Raw genomic sequence first — 16,101 nt, forward strand, 5'->3', positions numbered from 1 at the left:
CACACGTATGCCTGCAACTACTGCAGTTTTCGAACGATCAACTTTCCCGGACCCTTCACCCAGCAGAGGACATTCCATGGCTATCGCACACAAAGGCCTGCTCGTCGCGTCATTCGTTACGTTGGCTTTGAGCGTTGCGGATTGGGCGCAGGCTGCAGATCAACCCTACGTTCCCAAGGTCGGGCAGGGCGGCAAGGACGTGGTTTGGGTGCCAACATCGCAAGCGGTGGTGGACCAAATGCTAGACATGGCCGGATTGACCCCAGATGACAAACTCGTGGATTTAGGGTCTGGCGACGGGATCACCGTGATCTCTGCCGCGAAACGCGGTGCGATGGCCCGAGGAATCGAATACAACCCCGACATGGTCGCGCTTTCAAAACAAAACGCTGAAAAGGCGGGCGTATCCGAACGTGCTTCATTCGATGAGGCGGACATCTTCGAATCGGACTTCTCCGACGCGAACGTCGTTACGATGTTCTTGTTGCCGGATCTCAACGTGCGCCTACGTCCTAAGCTGCTAGATATGGAACCGGGAACCCGAATCGTCACCAACTCCTTCACGATGGACGACTGGCAGCCAGACGACTCGACTCAGGTGCAGAATTGCGCGTCGTACTGCTATGTCTACAAATGGGTAGTGCCGGCAAAGGTCGGCGGCAGTTGGAACCTGGGGGATCAGCAACTCGTGCTTACCCAGCGTTATCAATTGCTGGAAGGCAATCTTGAAGGCGCGGACGCAAGCACCCCGATCACCGAAGCCCGTGTAGACGGTAAGCGCGTCAGCTTCACTGCCAATGGCCACCACTACGTTGGCGAGGTAGAGGGCACCACGATGCGTGGTACCGTCGATGAGTCCGAAGAGTGGACCGCGACCTTCGTGGAAAGCTGAGCGGCATCGAACACGGTAGGGATATGCGCCAAGGGCAGGGCACGTGAACGATCAGTGACCGAGCAGTGCTTTCAGTTCGCTGGGTACGAGGCCCGTCCAGCGCTTGAACGAACGCCGGAAATTGGTGATGTCATTGAACCCTAATTGCTGAGCGACCTCGTCGTTCGAAAGGCCTTTGACCTGGTACAGATGAACGGCCAGGTCTCGCCTGGCCAAGTCGAGCTGCTCCTGAAAACTGGTGCCGTGCTTGGCGAGGCGCCGTTTGAGTGACGCGGGGCTGACCGCGAACGCGGCTGCAACGCGTTCCAAGCTCAAAGGCTGCCGTATCTGACGCGTCAGGTGCTCGTTCAATTCGTCCAGAAAACTCGCGGCCCATCCCCACGTGAGAAGCTGATCGTCACACGTCTGCCGAGCCACCCGGCCTCCGGTCGACCCGGCATGGGGCCAGGGACGTAGTAAGTGCGCTCTTGGCAGACTCATTACCGTTGAAGGGCGGCCGAAAGCGACGTTATCACTGAGGTGTACCCAGTACTGTTCGACGTGGGAAGGTTCTGCGTACGCGAATTCGAACCGCCACGGCAAGCGCTCCATCTGTTGTCGCCTTGCCAAGGCGACAACAGCGGTCATCGCGCTTTCTAGAAGAAACGCGTTGCTGTCATTCTCCCCGCAGCTGAAACGCCAATAAAGATGCAGGTATTGCTCGTCGAAATGCATGACGGGCGTGAGCAGCGGTGAGAGCAGCGCACGGTAAGCCTTGATGTGTTCGAGCGCCTGAAGCAGGTGGTCGGCTTGCTCGAGTACGTCGCTCGCGGCACCGTAATGGCCCGGCCACAAGCGCTGCCCGAAGAGAAAAGGGGTGTCAGCAGCCGGCAGCAGCCGACGGGTATTTTCGACCAACTGAAGGAATTGACGCGGACTTATCTGCGCGCGGCCGGTCATGACGTCCTCGTAGAACAAGCCACAACCACGCAACAAGCGGTGCGTGTCGATATTCCTGGAGCGTGCCAGATCGATCAGCACCGCGGGGAGATGATGAGCCGCGACGAAGCGGCTGTCGCACTCATACCCGGCTTCGGGGGCCTCCCGCAGGGCCGTCAAGCGCATTGAGCCGTTCTCGGCTTCGCTTTCGCTAGGCCCATGTTCAGTCGCTTGAGCAACTGATCTTCGTCTTCGTTCAACGCCATGACGGTGGCCACGGTGGCCGATAAATGAAGGCGCTCGCCATGGCGGACGGTTCGATGTGCCAGCGCAGCGATGCTTTGCTGAAGTTCTTCCGCGATGCCGAGCGCCTGATGTTCACCGGTATTGGGCAGTACCGCGACGAAGCGGTCGCCTGCCAGGCGACACAGTACGTCCTGTTGCCGAAGGTTCATCAACAGCAACTGGGCAACGCCCTGCAGAACCTGATCCCCCTCGTCCTGGCCGTAACGCACGTTGATCTCATTGAAGTCATCAAGATCGATCGCCACGAGCGAAAGGGGTTGCTGTTCCTTCGTCGACATATCCAAGGCTTGGGCGAGATGCTGTTTTAGGTACTGCGCTCCCGCGAGTGGCGTCAGATTGTCGAACAAGCGGTATTCACGAAACAGTCGTTCGCGCTTGCTCATTTGAGCGCTGATGGCTTGCTGTTCGCGATGCAGGTGGAACATGCCGAAGGTGAGTAACAGCATACCGACCGGCATTGGCGCGGTTTCCAGCCAATTGTCCCAGACCGCTTCAGGCGCCAGTCGAATGAACTCGTCCAACACGTCCATCCACATCGCGAAGCACATGCAACAGAGCCCGAGTGAGAGTAGCCGGGTCACACGTCCAGCAGGCCGCGCCCTGAGCAGCATGATCAGCCAGCCGAATAGAATGACTGCCGTTCCCCCTTCGCCGGCGACGTCCATCCAATTGATCTCGGGCCAGTATTTGATATCGCCTGCCGCCAGGTAGATTTGCAGGCCGATGTTGCCCGCGCCAAATAGGCCGACCAACGTCCAGCTATGCATTTTCAAGAACGATCTCATGGGTATCTCCGGCAGGCGAAGGGCGGGCGTGCCGAGCATGCCCGCCCAATATCTCAATAAGATGACGAAGATCTATTTGCCGCGTGCGGTACAGGGCAGCCCGTCCGGGCCGCTTTCGCCACGACAGACGCGTTCATCGAACGTATCGCCCTCTATCTCATGCAAGCGATTGCGGCCATCTTCGGTCCGTACGATGTCAAACGCGTCGTAGAGAACGCCATTCACTGCGTAGGCGCGCACTTTCAGGCGATCCGTTTCCACCTCGACGGTCTGATAGAGCTGCGTATCTTCGGCGACACGGTCGGGCTGGCGTTGTGCGCGGTCATTGAGGCCATACATTTTCGAGCCGGTCACTGACACCATGTAGACCGGACCCACCGCTTCGTCGGCCTGACGTGCTTTGGAGCTGGCCTTGCGCCCGGACTCGTCCGTTAGGCGGCTGTAGCAATGGTCGTGTCCTTGTAGGACAAGGTCTACACGGTACTGATCGAACAAAGGCTGCCAGGCTTCCTTCAGCTCCGTGGTGTCCTCCGGTCGTGCGCAGGTATAGATCGGTTGGTGCATGACCACCACATTCCAGCGAGCGTTGCTCGACTGCAGCGTCTGCTCGAGCCAAGCCGTTTGCGCGTCCATGCTACCTAGATCGATTGCAGACGTGCCGTCCAGCACAATGAAGCGCACCCCTTGGTAATCCGTGAAGTACGTCGTATCGCCCAACCCCTCGACGCCATTGGGAGGTGTGGTGAACTGCAGCGGGTAGTGCGGACCAAGCAGGCGCGTTTCTTCGCCATTGGGAAGAAAATGATCCACGTATTCGTGGTTGCCGGCTGCCGTCAATTGCGGAATTGCCGAGAGTGCAAACCCGCCGGCCTGGTTCCACTCACCCCACTCATCGTCATGGACAAGGTCATCGCGTTGCGAAACGAGATCGCCGGCGTGAACCATCAGTGCCGGGCGCGCAATGCTTTGCAGCGCTTGCCGGATCGTGCGCGAGCCGACCGCAAGAATGTCGTTCTGGGTATCACCCAGATAGATGAAGGCGAATGGCGCCGCCGTCGCTTTGGCGGTTCGGAACTGATGCCATTCGCTCCAGCCGGCACTGCCTTTTACTCGGTAGGCGTAAGGCGTATCGGGCGTGAGGCCTTCGAGGCGGACCTGATGGTAGAGCGCGGAGCCATTTTCAGTATCGAGTCGGTGGCTGCTGCCGGAAAGACGTTCGACACGCGCCACGACGTTAGGCCCGGCAATGGCTGGACCATACTGCAGCTCCGCAGTGGGCTGATCGATAGCGGTGCGAAACGCGACGCCCATTTCGGTCGCCGGATCGGCACCGGGGGTCAGCACCACGCGATCAGGTAACACGCCGGCTGCGTAAGGAACGCCCGGCGAATGGGGTGGCGCTGCCGTGGCCGAAGCCATTGCGCAAAACGGCATCGCCGAAATCATCGTCGTGAGTAACAGTGAACGGTACATCTGGCTGTCCTTGTTGGCATTCTTTGAGAAGCGTGCGGCGCCAAGGAAACAAACGAGAATGACGGTTCGGTGACATCCGAGGGGGTCAATTCAGCTCAGGGAAGCTGAAAAGAAATCCCGTGTTTTTAAGGGGATTTTAAGTTTCTCCCCCTCTGTAACGGGGTTCTTGCAGTACTAAAGGGCAGGGGGCGAATGTCTTGGCATCACGCAGGCGAGGTCTTTTCAGCTCAGATCGGGTGAAAACCGGGCTGAAACCCGGGCTTAGATAGCGATGATTCCCAAAGGCGTCATGTAAGTGCCACAAAGGGTTTTTACCTTCCGCTCCCATTCCTGGTGTCGCCAGGGACCATTCAAGGGAGGGGATCACCGTGGGTAGCCCGTTTCGTCAGATTCGTAGTGCAGGTTTCAAAGTCAGCTTGCTCACCGTTGCGATCGCCGCTGCCGCGCCGGCAATGGGTCAGGTGGAAATCGAACGTGTGGAAGTCATTGGCCAGGCGGTCAGCACCGACAAGGCCCTGCGTGAGCAAAAAGCCTCGGACAGTATCAAAAGCGTCGTTCACGCCGATGGCGTCGGTCAGCTACCGGACGACAACGCCGCCGAAGCACTGCAGCGGATTCCAGGTCTATCGGTCGAGCGTGACCAAGGTGAAGGCCGTTTTGTCAGCGTTCGCGGCATTGCCCCTGACCTAAACAGCGTCACGATTAATGGCACTTTGGTGCCTGCCCCCGAGGGTTCGCGCCGCGCCGTTGCCCTCGATGTCCTGCCCTCCGAACTAATCCAGTCGCTGTCAGTGACCAAAACACTGACGCCCGACATGGACGCGAATTCGCTGGGCGGGACGATCGAGGTTGAAAGCTTGTCGGCCTTCGACCATGACGGCTTGTTCTACACGATCAGTGGGGAAGGCAGCCACGACGAAAACGTGGGTAAGAACAGCCCGAAGTTTTCCGGCGCGATCAGCAACCGCTTTAGCTTAGGCGACGGCATCGACAACTTCGGCGTTGCGGCGGCATTCAGCTGGCAGAAGCGCAAATTCGGATCTGACAATGTGGAAACCGGGGGTGCCTGGGACTTTGAAGATGGCGCGCGCCTTGAAGAAGTAGAACAGCGTGATTACGAAATCACACGAGAGCGCACGGGCTTCGGTCTGAACTTCGACTATCGCCCTGACGATTTATCCAGCTATTACCTGCGCACGCTCTACAGCAAGTTCAAGGACACGGAAACGCGTAATGCCTCGGGTGTGGCCTTCGAAGATCCGCAACTCTCCGGTGAGCGCGGGGATGGCGAGGGCTGGCGTGACCTCAAGTCCCGAGAGGACACCCAGGAAATCAAATCGTACGTACTGGGCGGTGAGCGCATCATCGATCTATGGACCGTCAGCGGTCAGGCGGGCTACAGCGAATCTACCGAGCGCGATCCCGGCGGGATAGCGGGTGCGGAATTCGTTGGAGATTTCAGTGGTATCGGCTTCGACGGTAACCGCAAGCCCCGTGTCGCAGTCGGATCGGATTTTTACGATCCCGCTGCCTTCACGCTCGATGAGGTGGAGTGGGAAAAAGTCAGCGGCAAGGACAAAGAGAAGAACATTCGCCTCGACCTTGCGCGTGACTACGATCTCGCAGGGCACGGGGCCCAATTCAAATTCGGTGGCAAATTGAGTCGCCGCGACAAGACCAGCGATACCGAGGTCTGGGTCTATGACGATTTCGACGACGTCAATCTCGCCGGGTACCAAAGTGGCAACGTCGATTACGCGCTGGGCAACTACGGCAACGGTATCAGCGCGGGCGCTATCGAAGGGCTAATAGGCGGATTGGACCGTGCTGCCTTCTACGACGAAGAAAACTCGCGGATCAATGACTTCGACATGCGCGAAGACATCAACGCCGCCTACTTCATGAATACGGTGGACGTGAACGACCTGCGGGTCATCGCGGGCATTCGCTACGAAGGCACTGAGTTCGAAGCCAAGGGCACGGGGCTGCGGGATGACGTGTACGAGGACACTAAAAGTCGCAACCGCTACGATCATTGGCTACCGGGATTGCACCTGCACTATCAATTGGCACCCGATACGGCCATCCGTGCTGCATGGACCAACACCGTGGTTCGACCCACGTTCGGCCAGTTGGCGCCGGGCTTCATGATCGATGGCAGTGACGCCGAATTTGGCAATCCCGACCTCAAGCCGTTGGAGTCCATGAATTTCGATTTGGGCATCGAGCACTACATGGGCCGCGCGGGAGTCGTATCAGCCTTCCTGTTTTACAAGGACATCGACAACTTCATCTACAACACGGACCTTGCCGGTACCGGTGCGTGGGCTGATTTTGACGAGGCGTTGAGCTTCGAAAATGGCGACAGTGCCAAGCTCTACGGCCTGGAGTTGGCGTATTCGCAGAAATTCGACTGGCTACCGGCCCCGTGGAACGGGGTATTACTCGGCGCTAACGTCACGCTGAGCAAATCGGACGCGACGATCGAAGGGCAGGGCGCCAAACGCTCTATCGACATGCCGAACCAGTCCGACACCGTGGGCAATTTCATGGTCGGTTGGGAGAACGATCGCTTCAACATGCGCGTCGCGGCGAACTACAAATCGAAGTACCTGATGGAAGTGGCGGGCATTCAGGACGAGGCGCTCGATCTGTATTCGGACGATCAAATGTTCGTCGACTTCAAAGCTGGCTACTTCCTGACGCCAAACCTGCAACTCACCTTCGAGGCGCAGAACATCACCGACGAGCACTACTACACCTACGCCGGCCGCCGCAGTTACAACGCGCAGTACGAGGAGTATGGCCCGACCTACAAACTGGGCCTGACGCTGACTCATTTCTAACGAACAAGACGCGACCTTTGAATGAACGCGGCGTCGTCTGACGCCGCGCGAGGATTCCTTTCCACATGTATACCTTCAGAATCAGCCTGCTCGGTTTGTGCATCGGCCTTGCCGCCTGCCAGAGCCCTACCTCCGAACAGGCCGCGATAACTAAGCTGCCTGTGCTGCAGGTGGGCACGTCGGTGGATGCCACCGAATATGCCCAGTTGCTAGCGCCCGGTGCTTTCGCTCGAGGCGCCGATCGTATCCAGATCAACCCCGATAAAACGCAAGGGCTGCAGTTGCTCGACCGAGACGGTCGCCCGCTTGCAGGGATGCCGGGCGCGTTCGAAACGCTCGATCACCGGATCGACGCAAGCGGTCTACTCATTGCCACTGTGGATAAGAAACGCCAGCAGGCGCTGCTGGTTCGTGTCGAGGGTGGTGGTCGCTTCGCGGCACCGCTTTACTTACCCAAGACCCGCTACGCCATCGAAGGGCTATGCCTTTACCGTGACCCGGGGCAGAACGATTTCTTGTTCGTCATTGGTGAAGAGGGCATTGGCGAACAATGGCTAGTTGGCCAGCGCGGGCATCCGTTAGCACAGGCGCTGCTCGTTCGAGCCTTGAGCCTGCCGCCGGAAAGTGGTTTCTGCCAGGTGGATGACCGCAGCGACAGCCTGTTCGTGAATGAGGAGGGCGTTGGCCTCTGGCGCTATGCGGCAGGTTCCGAAGCGCCTCTGGTGCGCGAGCCGGTCGATATTCGCGCACCGTTTGGTGGCGTCGCCGAAGCGGTTGCCGGCATGGCGGTGGTACCAGGCGGGTTGCTGACCTTGGATCCGGGCGCTTCGGCCCTGCACCTTTACCAACCCGACGACGGGCAATGGGAGTCCGTAGCTACGCTCGCGCTGAAAGGTTTGAGTGAACCCGAGCAGATCAGCGCAAGGACGACAGCCAAGGGGCTCGACCTTTTGTTGGTGGACGATGCTGGCGCACGTTCCGCGACCCTGGATTGGACACCACGGTCGCCAGCGCACAGCGAACCGGTCATCCAGATCATGCCCACCGTCGAGACAGCGCCGGTACCGAGCCTGGGAGACGCGGCAGATGATCCTGCCATTTGGGTAAACCCTAAAGCGCCGGAGAAGAGCCGCGTCCTGGGAACGGACAAGAAGGGTGGCCTGGTCGTTTACGACCTGGACGGAAAGCAGGTGCAGGACCTGCGCGTAGGCAGACTCAACAACGTCGATGTGCGCTCGGGCTTCCAGTTGGGCAGCGGGCAGGTGGATCTCGCCGTTGCAACCAATCGCGATCACAACAGCCTGCACGCGTTCGCTATCGATCCGGCCAACGGCGAGCTTCGTGATATCGGCCAAGTGCCTACGCCGCTGTCGGAAATTTACGGCTTCTGCTTGTTCAAGGACAAAAGCGGCGACCTCCATGCCATTGCCAACGACAAGGACGGCACCTTTCTGCAGTACCGCCTCGATGGACGCGGTGGACAGGTCTCGGGTGAGCTCGTTCGTAGGTTCAAAACCGAGACTCAGCCCGAAGGGTGCGTCGCCGACGATCGCAACGAGCGCCTCTACATTGGCGAAGAAGATGTTGCGGTCTGGTCGCTAGATGCACGTGCCGATGCGCCAACACAATTGGAAAAAGTGGTGGCGGTGGGTGGGCCGATCAAGGACGACATCGAAGGGTTGGCGCTTTATCAGGGCGCAAAACAGGATTACCTCGTGATCTCCAGCCAGGGCAATGACAGTTATGTCGTCGTCGACGCCAAGGCGCCCTATACCGTGCGCGGAAGGTTTCAAATCGGCCTGAACGCGGCATTGGGTATCGATGGTGCGTCCGAAACGGATGGACTCGAGGTGACGTCGGCAAATTTAGGCGGCCCCTGGAGCCGTGGCCTGCTCGTCGTCCAGGACGGCCGCAAGCGCATGCCGGAAAGCAACCAGACCTTCAAATATGTGCCCTGGTCGGCGGTCGCCGATGCGCTCGGGCTCGAATAGCAAACCCACACAGGCATCCCGTATTCGGGATGCTGTTGTCAGCCAGCACACGCTTGGCGCTCGACCGACTTAAAAGGAAAACCTCATGCAAACGCAGCCAACCCTCGAACACATGACCGTCTGGGGCCTTGTCACCGATGCCAGTCTCGTCGTTCAAGCCGTCATGGTGTGTCTGGTCCTGGCCTCGCTGATCAGTTGGTACCTGATCATCCACCGCGGAGCGGTCTTGCGCCGCAGCGAGCGGCATGCCAAGGATTATCTGAAGCGATTCCGCACGGATGACATCGCGGCGCTGTATCGTGAAGGCGCTTCTAGCCAGTCGTTTTCCGATGCAGGCCTGCAACGCATTTTCCTTGCGGGGTACCAGACCTTTAGCGGGTTTCAGGCATCTGCCGGATCAAACCCTGAAGCCGTCATCGACGGCGTCGAACGCAGCCTGCACGTTGCTATCGCCGAAGAGGAAGAGCGCCTGGAGAAAGGCTTGCCGTTCCTCGCGACGGTCGGTTCAGTGAGCCCTTACATCGGGCTGTTCGGAACGGTGTGGGGCATCATGAATTCGTTCCTCGGCCTCTCGCAGGTTCAGCAAGCGACATTGTCGACTGTTGCGCCCGGCATTGCCGAAGCGCTGATCGCTACGGCGATCGGTCTGTTCGCCGCGATCCCTGCGGTGATGGCCTACAACCGTTTTTCTGCCAGGACGCAAACGCTGATTTCGCGTTACTACGCGTTCGGCAATGAGCTGCAAGGGCGCCTGCATCGCCGTTTGCATGTGGCGACGCCTAATGTCGCGGCCGCAGCCTGAGAGGAGTCACTGACATGCTTGCCAGACCTCCTCATAAACATGGCCTGAAGGCCGAGATGAACGTCGTTCCCTACATCGACGTGATGCTCGTACTGCTGGTGATTTTCATGGTGACGGCGCCGATGCTCGTTCAAGGTGTGCAGATCGAACTGCCCAAGGTGGCCGCCGAGGCACTACCGACCCCAGGCGAGCAGCGCATCGTCACGTTGTCCGTAAAGTCGGACGGCAGTTATTACTGGAACGTCGGTAGCGAGATCGACATCGAGTCGCAGACCGACAGTGCCGTCGACAAGTCTGAGATGCGCGAAAAGATCGCCGCCATCGTGCAGGAGAACACCGAAACGCAGGTCTACATTCGTGCGGACCAGAACGCGGACTATGGCGCGGTGGTGGCCGGTATCGCCGAGCTGCAACAAGGGGGCGTTAGCCGCCTTGGTCTGATCACCGAGGCGCCGTGACATGAATTGCCTGACCCTTGGCGCGCCAATTCCCCAATCGGGATCGTCCACATGGCGAGATCACACGTTCGCGGGCGGCCTTGCGCTCGCTCTTCACGCTGGATTGGCGCTCGTGCTGTTGCAGTTGGCCCAAGAAGCGCCTATGGCGCCCGCGGTAGCGGCCGTTATCAAAACTCAACTGGTGACGCTTCCTGCACCGGTCCCGCCACCTCCGCCGGCCATCCCGGACGCTCCGGCTCCGGTGCAGGCCGCACCTGAACCCATCGTCGAACGCAAATCCGTCGAGCGGGCTGATCTGGCCTTGAAGCGGGTAGAGGAGGCACGGCGCGAGGAGCAGCGTCGCGTAAAGCGTGAACAACGGCTGGAGGCGGAGCGTCAACGCCGTGAGAAGGCGGAACAGCTGCAACACGAGTTGGCGGCACGCGAAGCGGCGCAACGTGAAGCCCAGATCCAGCAGGAACAACGTGCGGCGCAGCAGGCGGAGGCGCAGCGTCAGGCAGCATTAGCGGCGGCGCGGGCAGAGGCCGAAGCGGCGAGCCGGCAATACCTGCCTATTGCCAAGGAGGCGCCTGACTATCCGCAAAAGGCGCTGGATCGAGGGATCGAAGGCGAATGTACGGTTACCTATACGGTGACCGCATCAGGTCGGGTTGAAAACCCCGTGATCGCCGGCAACTGCCATCCGCTGTTCGTGAGGCCATCGATCGCTGCGGCGAAAAGCTTTCGTTATCAACCCAAGGTCGTGAACGGTCAGGCAGTGGCGGTCGCGAACGTGAAGAACACGTTCAGCTACCGTATCCAATAGTGCCGGATCGGGTCTGAGTGCCGCTTAGGCCTTATCCGCCTCCAGGATGGGTTCGGCGACATCGATGCCAGGCACGACATCCGAGAGATCTTCCTTGAGCTCGTGCTCCAACGCGCCCTGAACGAGGTCGTCCGTGACCCGCAGCTCTGCCCCCGTGAGCGAGGTGGGCGTAGCCGCCGTGAACGGCGCGACCTGAACGGGTGCCGGACGCGCCTGGCGGCGCCAAATGAAGAGCATCACCAAGCAAAGATTGAGCGCGCTGAAACACCAGAACAGCCCGGCATCGCCCATCCGGGTCATCAATGAGGAGATCAACAGCGGACTGATCGCACAGCCGGCCGAATTGATGAGCAGCAGCCCTTGGATCATGCGCACCAACGCGCCGGCCGGTGCCCGGTCTGCCGCGTGACTGACGGACACAGGATAGATCGCGAAGATGCCGCCACCCAGGAGAAACAGCAGTACCATGAGCGTGAGCTGAGAGGAGGGCAGCAGGAGAATCGCCAGCGATATTGCCAGGCAGAATAGGCTAAGCGCGATGAGTACCGTCTGCCGATCCTGATGGTCGGACCAGCGACCCACGGGATACTGCAGCAACATCGCCCCGAGAATGACGCTGGCCATCATCTGGCCGACCTCCGTGACATCAAGTCCGATGCGTTGCAGGTAAAGGGGCAACAGCGTGTAGACGGCCGCGATCGCAATCCCCGATCCGAAACACCCGATAACGCCACTGGGCGACATATGTATCAACTGTTTCGGCAGCAACGGCTCGGAGCGTTCCACGGTAGGCGTGATGCGTGGGATGAAGGTCATGGGCAGCACCGACAACGATGCCAAGAGGCCTGCCGCCATAAACGGCGAGGCAGTGCCCCATGCGTCAATTTCTCCAAGCCCCAGTTGGCCCAACATGCCTGAGCCGTACAGGGCCATCATGTAGAGCGCAAGCAAGCGACCGCGAGCCTTTTGGTCACCTGCCAGCAGCATCCAGCTTTCGACGACCAGAAACACGCCAACCGTTGCCCATCCGTTTATCAAGCGTAGCGCTGCCCACCACCAGGCGTCGTAGTACAACCCCTGCAGCAAAACCGTCACCGCTATCAATGAAGCGAATCCGCTGTAGGCCCGAATGTGGCCGATCCGGATGATCAGCCGGTCGTTGAACATCGCGCCAATCGTGAGCCCGACGAAGTAGGAGGAAGACACGATACCCACGATCGCCGCCGATTCCCCTGCGGCGTCCAACCGCAATGTCGTCAACGAGGAAATGAATCCGTTGCCGATGCACACGATAAATAAGCCAAGCAGCGGCGCCAGCACCATGGCCAGTAATTGGGGCGACATAAAGACCTCGATCAGTCAGGCGTCGGAACAGCGGTAGGGAATGGATCGGAACCGGGGCAAATCCAGGCACCAGGACGGTGCATGAACGCGCCTCGTTAGCGCCCCAAAAATGGGCGCGCTAGTGTAACGAAAGGATTGGAGATGGGAAGGGGACCGGAGTGCCGCAAGCCCTTTGTAGGTTCAAACGCCCGAAAAATGGCATCAGCGGTTGCAGCCGGCCTGCCTCATCGCGACGGACAATCTCCACACGAGCGCGACATTCACCAGCGTAAGACTGGAAAGCAACATCCACGTAGCCTTGGTGCCAGCATGTTCGAGCACGTATCCGCCTACAAGCGGCGTCACCGCCTGCGCGATCAGTGCGGGCCTGGCAATTCTGCCCATGATCACGGGATAGTCGCTCGGCGTCCAAACCATAAGCGGCAACGTCCCGCGGACGATCGTGCGCAACCCGTTGCCGGCGCCATACAACACCATTCCTATAGCGGCGGTGGAAGGCACTAAGGTGGTCATCAGCATCCCTACCGCGCTTAGCGATACGGATATTTTGGTCTTTGTGAGGGCATTGGCGTTCCGAAACGCTAAATCAATCACCCGCACGCCGACCTGGGCCGGCCCCATCAGCGCACCGACCGCGACTGCGCCTGCTAGCGTGTAGCCAACACCTTGCAGAAGGGTGATCAACAAGACCGATAACGCAGCCATCAGCACGCCGGACAAGCTAAAAAGCAGCATCACCAAGACGAATATTTGGGTGAATGACGCGCTCGGATTTGGGCTGCCGGTCGTATCGCTTCGCGCGGGAGGCGGTTCGGGTCGGTAAGGGGGAAGGGCGGAACGATAGAGCGGCCACACCAGGGCAAGCATCAAAAACGCGTAGATGACGCATACCCATCGCCATCCATACGCATCCAGCAAGAATGCCGTGAGCGGCCACATGATTGACGTACAGAAGCCGGAGCATAGTGTGACCTTGGTCATCGCAGACTTTGCGTTACTGCCGTAAGTCTGGCCTAACGTTGCGAACAACACCTCGAACAAGCCGAGGGCCATTCCAATGCCAATGATGAACCAGGCGATGAAGTACGAAACCAACGAATGCGAGGCCGCTAAGGTCGCCAGCCCGACAGCGACCAGGGGGCCGCTTGCGCACAGGAGCTGACGGCCACCGTTCCGCGCGATGAAACGCCCACATGCCGGCGCCAACAGCCCCGCAACGAAAACCCCTAAAGAAAGCCCACCGTATATCTGCTGTCTGGACCAGCCCGTCTCAGCGGAAATAGGCTCCGCCAAAACGGCCAACAGAAAGTACGAGCTTCCCCAAATTAGGATCTGAAGCGCACCCAGGGTACCCATAGCGATTGGTGATGGTTCGTGCGTGCTCGACATCGTATTCCTAAGGACTGCGATCCGGGTGTCTATGTTATTACCGATGTTCGAGCGCGACGCCATCCGTTTCGCATCAGCCAGCTGTGTGCTCAAGTAGTTCGTCCCATAGGATCGATGCTCATGTGGGGCGTCAGTAAATAATATAAAGCGCGTAAGTATCTGATTAATAGATAGTTGCTTCAATTAAGGTCACTGTAAGGTATAAAAAAATCTGCGAACTGTGTTTTTTCTCGTCTATAGTGATTTTTGTAATCGTGAACATCGAGATACAACAAATCCAAACAGCGAGGTGAGCATGGACATTACGCTTGTAGAAGGCATGCCCATAATCGCCCTTGGCAACATGGCTTTCATTATAGAATTTTTGCCTGAGGGTAAGCTCAAAATCCAGTTAAAGAAAAATAGAGAGTTCCATGTTGTTCCATTGGATGAGATTGAAGTCATTCAAGAGTCCCCAGTCGTTGAGCGTTCACGACAAGTCGATTTTCCAACATCACCAAACCTCGAAAATATATCGCCTGAAAGCGCTGAGATGGCTCAGGAAAGATATAAAATACTTACAAAATGCAGTGACAATGAAATAACCATCGCCGAAGCCGCCGTTACTTTGAATCTATCAAAAGTAACAATTTATAAGATGCTAAATAATTTCATTAAAGAGAACGGTGTTCTTCAGCTTATTCCACACAAGCGGGGCAGGCAGGCAGGGCAAACGCTATTGGATGATAAAGTTTCCGACATAATTAATGATTGCATAAAAAAATACTATAAAGGAAAAGGCGCAACTGCAAGATCGGTCTACGAAAATGTAGTTGATAAATGTGGTGCGGCATCTCTAATCGCACCAAGTTATAGCACAATACAGCGGCGGATAAGGAAATTAAGCCCATTGGAAAAGCTTACCGCAACTCACGGTGCTGAATATGCAAAAGATAAGTTGGGCCTCAAACCAGGAGAATATAAGGTATCTCGACCTCTAGAAAGGGTGCAGATGGACCATACAGAAGTGGACATATTTCTATCGGTAGATGGTGTCGAATCCCGGCCTGTTAGGCCATGGCTAACCGTCGCTGTAGACGTATACACACGTGTAATTTTAGGCTTTTATCTGGCTTTACATTCGCCTTCCGCTGTCTCAGTCGCAGCTACGCTGTCCATGGCTTGCTTTACAAAAACGAACTTTCTAAATTCGATTGGGGCTAATTCTGCTAAATATCCATTTTACGGAAAACCAAAAACAATATTTCTCGATAATGCTGCAGAATTTCGAAGCCCAAAATTTGTCAGGGCTTGTGCGTTTAATGATATTGCAGTCGAATGGAGGCCAAAAGGAAAAAAACATTGGGGTGGGATAGTGGAGCGCCTAATCGGAACTTTGATGAGGAGAGTGCATTCCTTACCTGGAACAACTATGTCCAATGTGCAGCAGAGAGGGAAAGAAAACATCAAAGCGAGTGTGACATTTGAAAGACTCTTGGCATGGTTAGCATTAGAAATAGAATCTTATCATAATACTCCTCATAAGGGTTTAGATGGAAGATCACCCGCAAATGTGTGGTTTAGTTCATTCAAGAATGATCGGGGTAACATTTATTTTCCGCCGATCATTGCGGACCCTTTTAGGTTCAAACTAGATTTCATGCCAGAAGAGAGACGAAATATAACACCGAAAGGTGTTCAGTTGAAAAGGAATTTCTATTCTTCTCCTGCGCTTGCTTTACATGTTGGGAAAAAAGACGTGATCGTAAAATACGATCCGTTTAGCATGAAGAAGGTTTGGGTGTATATTAACGGCGAATATATCGAGGCCGATTACGGACTAACTAGGCCCGATATGAGTCTTGCTGAATTAAACCTTCTACACCGAAATTATAATGAGCCAGCTTGGTTGTCGAAAGAAGACAGCTCAAAGATAAGGGCAGACGCTGAAAGGCTAATGCGGAAAAAAAGAAAGAATAAGTTCGAAAAAAAAACTTACGAACTCGCGAACTCCCATATTCCTCCCTTAACTGAAGTTAACGATTCAGAAACTGAGTCTATTAAAGATGAAAATACTTTCACTCCGACTATTTATCCGGTGAAGGAGTAGAAA

The 16,101-nt window shown here is 57.0% G+C and carries 12 protein-coding genes; 7 read left to right on the forward strand and 5 right to left on the reverse strand.

Going from position 1 to position 16,101, the window contains the following annotated elements; all coding sequences use genetic code 11:
• Positions 1–76 precede the first annotated feature (76 nt).
• Positions 77–892, forward strand: coding sequence for a class I SAM-dependent methyltransferase (locus IEY47_RS05200; protein WP_188982093.1), 816 nt, complete (start codon positions 77–79; stop codon positions 890–892).
• 51 nt (positions 893–943) lie between these two features.
• Here the strand turns inward: IEY47_RS05200 and IEY47_RS05205 are convergent, their stop codons facing one another.
• From IEY47_RS05205 to IEY47_RS05215, 3 genes are all read right to left on the reverse strand, one after another.
• Positions 944–1,996, reverse strand: a complete 1,053-nt coding sequence (locus IEY47_RS05205) for an AraC family transcriptional regulator (protein WP_188982094.1) — start codon at positions 1,994–1,996, stop codon at positions 944–946.
• Positions 1,987–2,901, reverse strand: coding sequence for a GGDEF domain-containing protein (locus IEY47_RS05210; protein WP_188982095.1), 915 nt, complete (start codon positions 2,899–2,901; stop codon positions 1,987–1,989). Before IEY47_RS05210 ends, IEY47_RS05205 begins: the two co-directional genes overlap by 10 nt.
• Before the next feature lie 72 nt (positions 2,902–2,973).
• Entirely contained in the window at positions 2,974–4,374 is a 1,401-nt protein-coding gene (locus IEY47_RS05215; RefSeq protein WP_188982096.1) for a purple acid phosphatase family protein, read from the reverse strand.
• A gap of 452 nt (positions 4,375–4,826) precedes the next feature.
• Between IEY47_RS05215 and IEY47_RS05220 the strand changes: the two genes are divergently transcribed.
• The 5 genes from IEY47_RS05220 (at position 4,827) to IEY47_RS05240 (ending at position 11,276) form a co-directional block, all read left to right on the forward strand.
• Positions 4,827–7,220, forward strand: coding sequence for a TonB-dependent receptor (locus tag IEY47_RS05220; protein WP_229779269.1), 2,394 nt, complete (start codon positions 4,827–4,829; stop codon positions 7,218–7,220).
• 65 nt (positions 7,221–7,285) lie between these two features.
• Positions 7,286–9,211, forward strand: coding sequence for a phytase (locus tag IEY47_RS05225; protein ID WP_188982098.1), 1,926 nt, complete (start codon positions 7,286–7,288; stop codon positions 9,209–9,211).
• Positions 9,212–9,296: 85 nt separating this feature from the next.
• Positions 9,297–10,013 carry a protein TolQ gene (tolQ, locus tag IEY47_RS05230; RefSeq protein WP_188982099.1) on the forward strand — a complete coding sequence of 239 codons (717 nt, stop codon included), beginning with the start codon at positions 9,297–9,299 and terminating at the stop codon, positions 10,011–10,013.
• Between the two features lie 14 nt (positions 10,014–10,027).
• On the forward strand, positions 10,028–10,471 hold the full coding sequence (gene tolR / locus IEY47_RS05235) for a protein TolR (protein WP_188982100.1): 444 nt from the start codon (positions 10,028–10,030) through the stop codon (positions 10,469–10,471).
• A 1-nt stretch (position 10,472) separates the two neighbouring features.
• The gene (locus tag IEY47_RS05240; protein ID WP_188982101.1) at positions 10,473–11,276 is read left to right on the forward strand and encodes an energy transducer TonB; all 804 of its coding nucleotides are present in this window, start codon (positions 10,473–10,475) and stop codon (positions 11,274–11,276) included.
• A gap of 24 nt (positions 11,277–11,300) precedes the next feature.
• On the opposite strand, the gene IEY47_RS05245 is transcribed toward IEY47_RS05240, so the two are convergent.
• Both IEY47_RS05245 and IEY47_RS05250 read right to left on the reverse strand, forming a co-directional pair.
• Positions 11,301–12,620: an MFS transporter gene (locus tag IEY47_RS05245; protein WP_188982102.1), complete on the reverse strand. Its 1,320-nt coding sequence runs from the start codon at positions 12,618–12,620 to the stop codon at positions 11,301–11,303.
• Positions 12,621–12,821: 201 nt separating this feature from the next.
• On the reverse strand, positions 12,822–14,192 hold the full coding sequence (locus IEY47_RS05250; protein ID WP_229779222.1) for an MFS transporter: 1,371 nt from the start codon (positions 14,190–14,192) through the stop codon (positions 12,822–12,824).
• A gap of 112 nt (positions 14,193–14,304) precedes the next feature.
• Between IEY47_RS05250 and IEY47_RS05255 the strand changes: the two genes are divergently transcribed.
• A complete protein-coding gene (locus tag IEY47_RS05255; protein WP_188982103.1) occupies positions 14,305–16,098 on the forward strand; it encodes a TnsB C-terminal domain-containing protein in 1,794 nt (597 codons plus the stop codon).
• Positions 16,099–16,101 lie beyond the last annotated feature (3 nt).

The sequence above is a fragment of the Pseudomonas matsuisoli genome, from assembly GCF_014647635.1.
Lineage (GTDB): Bacteria > Pseudomonadota > Gammaproteobacteria > Pseudomonadales > Pseudomonadaceae > Pseudomonas_P > Pseudomonas_P matsuisoli.

Coding starts and splice junctions, on each gene's coding strand:
- IEY47_RS05200 (WP_188982093.1), top strand. CDS start 77: ATGGCTATCGCACACAAAGGCCTGCTCGTCGCGTCATTCGTTACGTTG.
- IEY47_RS05205 (WP_188982094.1), bottom strand. CDS start 1,996: ATGCGCTTGACGGCCCTGCGGGAGGCCCCCGAAGCCGGGTATGAGTGC.
- IEY47_RS05210 (WP_188982095.1), bottom strand. CDS start 2,901: ATGAGATCGTTCTTGAAAATGCATAGCTGGACGTTGGTCGGCCTATTT.
- IEY47_RS05215 (WP_188982096.1), bottom strand. CDS start 4,374: ATGTACCGTTCACTGTTACTCACGACGATGATTTCGGCGATGCCGTTT.
- IEY47_RS05220 (WP_229779269.1), top strand. CDS start 4,827: ATGGGTCAGGTGGAAATCGAACGTGTGGAAGTCATTGGCCAGGCGGTC.
- IEY47_RS05225 (WP_188982098.1), top strand. CDS start 7,286: ATGTATACCTTCAGAATCAGCCTGCTCGGTTTGTGCATCGGCCTTGCC.
- tolQ (WP_188982099.1), top strand. CDS start 9,297: ATGCAAACGCAGCCAACCCTCGAACACATGACCGTCTGGGGCCTTGTC.
- tolR (WP_188982100.1), top strand. CDS start 10,028: ATGCTTGCCAGACCTCCTCATAAACATGGCCTGAAGGCCGAGATGAAC.
- IEY47_RS05240 (WP_188982101.1), top strand. CDS start 10,473: ATGAATTGCCTGACCCTTGGCGCGCCAATTCCCCAATCGGGATCGTCC.
- IEY47_RS05245 (WP_188982102.1), bottom strand. CDS start 12,620: ATGTCGCCCCAATTACTGGCCATGGTGCTGGCGCCGCTGCTTGGCTTA.
- IEY47_RS05255 (WP_188982103.1), top strand. CDS start 14,305: ATGGACATTACGCTTGTAGAAGGCATGCCCATAATCGCCCTTGGCAAC.